At 51.7% G+C, this 3,686-nt stretch carries 3 protein-coding genes and 1 pseudogene; 3 read left to right on the top strand and 1 reads right to left on the bottom strand.

The window, feature by feature from the left end:
- From WAO31_RS06475 to WAO31_RS06485, 3 genes are all read left to right on the top strand, one after another.
- Window positions 1-844, top strand: an 844-nt coding sequence (locus tag WAO31_RS06475) for an alpha/beta fold hydrolase (RefSeq protein WP_509591648.1), incomplete at its 5' end; no start/stop codon positions are given.
- A 69-nt stretch (window positions 845-913) separates the two neighbouring features.
- The gene (locus tag WAO31_RS06480; protein ID WP_509591650.1) at window positions 914-1,954 is read left to right on the top strand and encodes an Atu2307/SP_0267 family LLM class monooxygenase; all 1,041 of its coding nucleotides are present in this window, start codon (window positions 914-916) and stop codon (window positions 1,952-1,954) included.
- A gap of 103 nt (window positions 1,955-2,057) precedes the next feature.
- A complete protein-coding gene (locus tag WAO31_RS06485; RefSeq protein ID WP_509591653.1) occupies window positions 2,058-2,714 on the top strand; it encodes an aquaporin in 657 nt (218 codons plus the stop codon).
- 6 nt (window positions 2,715-2,720) lie between these two features.
- Here WAO31_RS06485 and WAO31_RS06490 read toward each other — a convergent pair.
- Window positions 2,721-3,686, bottom strand: a pseudogene (locus WAO31_RS06490) (glycine dehydrogenase (aminomethyl-transferring)); the annotation flags it as partial.

Consider the following 3,686-nt stretch of genomic DNA (forward strand, 5'->3'; position numbering starts at 1 on the left):
GGGCATAGAGGTCTTCTATGAGAAAACAGATTTTGTCTGCCAAGAGGGCAAGGATTGCTCAAATCCGCCGGTTATCTTCTTGATGCATGGCTTTGGCGCCAATACCTTCTCCTATAGAGAGGTGACCAAGCCGCTATCTGAGCTTGGTGACGTAATCGCCTATGACCGCCCTGGGTTTGGCCTCACCGAAAGGCCAACCTCTTGGGAAGGTGAGAACCCCTACGGGTCAATTGGCCAAGATCTAATCCTTGATGAGCTGATTGAGCGCTTCGCGAGCGGCCGGGATGTGATCTTGGTTGGGCACTCGGCCGGAGGAACACTGGCAGCCCAGTATGTCGTTGATAACAAAGACGCAATCAAGGGGCTGATCTTGATCTCGCCCGCAATCTTGTCTAACGGCGGAACACCTTCTTGGCTGAACTGGATCTACAGCATCCCTCAGCTAGACCACCTGGGCCCGCTGCTAGTTTCATCAATTGCCTCAAGTGGCATGGACCTACTGGATGAGTCTTGGTATAACAAGGACCTAATTACTGAGGATGTAAAAGCTGGCTATCGCGAACCCCTCAGTGTTATTGGTTGGGAAGAAGGCTTCTGGGAGTTCAACCGTGCACCAAGACCGTTTGATGTTAGGGATCGACTTGATGAAATCACCATTCCAACTCTTTTGATCACCGGAGATACAGACACCGTGGTTGCCACCAAAGACACCGAGGCGCTCGCAAGCATGATTGAGAACTCTGTGCTTTTTGTAATTCCACAATCTGGCCACCTAGCCCAGGAGGAAACCCCGAAAGACACCATGAAGGCTATTCAGGTAGTCTGGGGCATCCTTACCAGGTAGCGGGGAAGAAATGACCGTCAGTTGTTGTTGTCGATACAGACCACCTAGTTTCTAGAGAAAGCGGACTAATTGGATATCAAGTTTGGCTTGGACACCTTTGGGGACATGACCCTAAAAGATGACGGCACACCCGAAACCGCTGGCCAGGTGCTGAGAAACGTGGTTGCCGAGGCGATTCAAGCCGAGGCCGTGGGCCTAGACAGTTTCAATGTAGGCGAGCACCACCGGGATGATTTTGCAATCACCTCCCCGGACACCGTTCTGGCTGGAATCGCAACCCAGACCAGTCGCATAAAACTTGGATCCGGAGTCACCGTCTTGTCCTCCGAGGATCCGGTTCGGGTTTACCAAGCTTTTGCAACCGTTGATGCTCTCTCCAACGGCCGCGCTGAGATAACTGCGGGACGTGGTTCATTCATCGAGTCTTTCCCGCTTTTTGGCCTAGAGCTTGCCGACTACGGCGACTTGTTCGAGCAAAAGCTTGAGTTATTGGTACAGCTTCTAAAAGAAAAACCTGTGACTTGGTCGGGGACCGTTCGCGCACCGCTTCAGAATCAAGAGGTCTACCCGAAGACCGAATCCGGTCGCATCCCACTTCGTGTTGGAGTCGGCGGTTCACCAGATAGCGTGATTCGCGCGGCGAGACTCGATGCTGCCCTTGCTCTTGCAATCATCGGGGGAGACCCGGCGAGGTTCGCTCCATACTCCAAGCTCTACCGCGACTCGATGCAGAAATTCGGCCACGAGCTTCGCCCGATTTCAATTCACTCACCAGGTCACATAGCAGAAACCGATGAGCAGGCCATCGAGGAACTTTGGCCTAGCTACCAGGCAAGTTTTGGTCGAATCGGCCAAGAACGCGGCTGGGGACCGATGACCAAGGGTCACTACCTGGACGAAGTTCAAAACGGAAGTTTGTATGTTGGATCGCCTGAAACAGTTGCCAAGAAGATGGCTTACGCCATTAGCGCTGTAGGCGCTCAAAGATTCGATTTGAAATATTCAACCGGCCCAATGCCACACTCCAAGCTGATGAAATCTATTGAGCTTCTTGGAAGCCGGGTTGTTCCGCGGGTGAAGGAGCTTCTAGCGCAGCAGCTAGTTAGCTAATTTAGTGTTTGCCAAGAATTCACCTTGGCGAAGGCCCAACTGATCGACCGCAGAACAGCAAAGAATCTAGACTGAAGCAAATCATGGTCTAGGAGTTGGCAAATTGAACTTTCGAGGGATGCTTGCCGAGCTTCTAGGAACCGCAATTCTGGTTGCAACAGTTATTGGATCCGGCATTATGGGAACCAATCTCTCCGATGACACCCTTGTAGTTCTTCTAGTGAATGCACTAGCAACAGTCTTCATTCTAGGAATTCTTATTCTTACGCTGGGGCCAGTTTCAGGCGCTCACTTTAATCCGCTTGTGACAATAGCCCTTGCTGCCACAAAGCAATTTCCTCCAAAGCAGATACTTCCCTATGCCATTTCACAAATTGCAGGGGCAATCCTTGGAGCGGTGCTGACACATGCGATGTTCGGGCAGCAGTTTTTTCAGATTTCTTCAAAACAACGCTTTGAAATCGGAACTGGAATAGGAGAGGTTGTTGCGACCCTATTACTGCTGTTTGTGATTCTGGCCCTGCTCCAAACAAAAAGGGCGGAAGTCATATCCCTTGCGGTGCCTGCGGTAATTGGTGCTGGCTACTTCTTTACTTCCTCGACGTCTTTTGCAAACCCTGCCGTCACAATCGGAAGAATCTTCAGTGACAGCTTCGCGGGTATTGCTCCAGCTTCGGTTGCAGGGTTTATCGGTTCACAGATACTGGGTGCAGCACTTGCACTTGCACTTGTAAATCTTCTGTTTACAAAAAAGCCCTAAGACTGTTTAGGCGAATGCCTCAATCGGTGGGCAAGAGCAAATCAGGTTCCGATCTCCATGCACCGAGTCCACACGCCTAACCTTTGGCCAGAACTTGCCTTGGTGTTGACCGGCGACCGGGAAAACAGCCAGTTTTCTCGAGTAAGGGTGGTCCCAGTCCTCGGCCAAGATCCTTGCGGTGTGGGGGGCTTGGCGTAGCGGGTTATCTTCTGCGGTCCATTCGCCGTTTCCAAGCTGGTTAATTTCTCCCTTGATTGCGATCATCGCGGAAATAAAGCGATCAATCTCGCCCTTCGGCTCAGACTCGGTTGGTTCGATCATCAGGGTTCCAGAAACTGGAAAGCTCATGGTTGGAGCGTGGAATCCGTAGTCGATTAATCGCTTAGCGATGTCATCGACCGATACACCGGTGTCTTTGGTCATACCTCGAATGTCGATGATGCATTCGTGGGCAATGAGTCCTTGGTTGCCGGTATATAAAAGCGGGAAGTGGTCTTTGAGTTTCTTGGCGATGTAGTTTGCGGATAGAACGGCAACGGAAGTTGCATCTCTCAAGCTCTGATTTCCCATCATGCGGATGTATGCCCAAGAAATCGGGAGAATCGATGCCGAACCAAATGGAGCTCCAGAGATTGGCCCGAAGTTAGGAAGTTCAATCTGCGCGAGTGAGTGTCCAGGTAGGAAAGGAGCAAGGTGAGCTCTTGCCGCAACTGGACCTACTCCAGGTCCTCCACCACCGTGAGGGATGCAGAAAGTTTTGTGAAGGTTCAAGTGGGAAACATCGCCACCCAAAAGACCGAACTTGGCGTAGCCAACGACCGCGTTGGTGTTTGCGCCGTCGATGTAGACCTGACCCCCGGCCTGGTGAACCAGTTCACAAATATCAGAGATGGCCTCTTCGTAAACACCGTGAGTGGACGGGTAGGTCACCATTAGGGCGGCAAGCTTGTCACCTGCTTCTGCGATCTTGGC

This window comes from Rhodoluna sp., from assembly GCF_049276775.1.
GTDB lineage: Bacteria > Actinomycetota > Actinomycetes > Actinomycetales > Microbacteriaceae > Rhodoluna.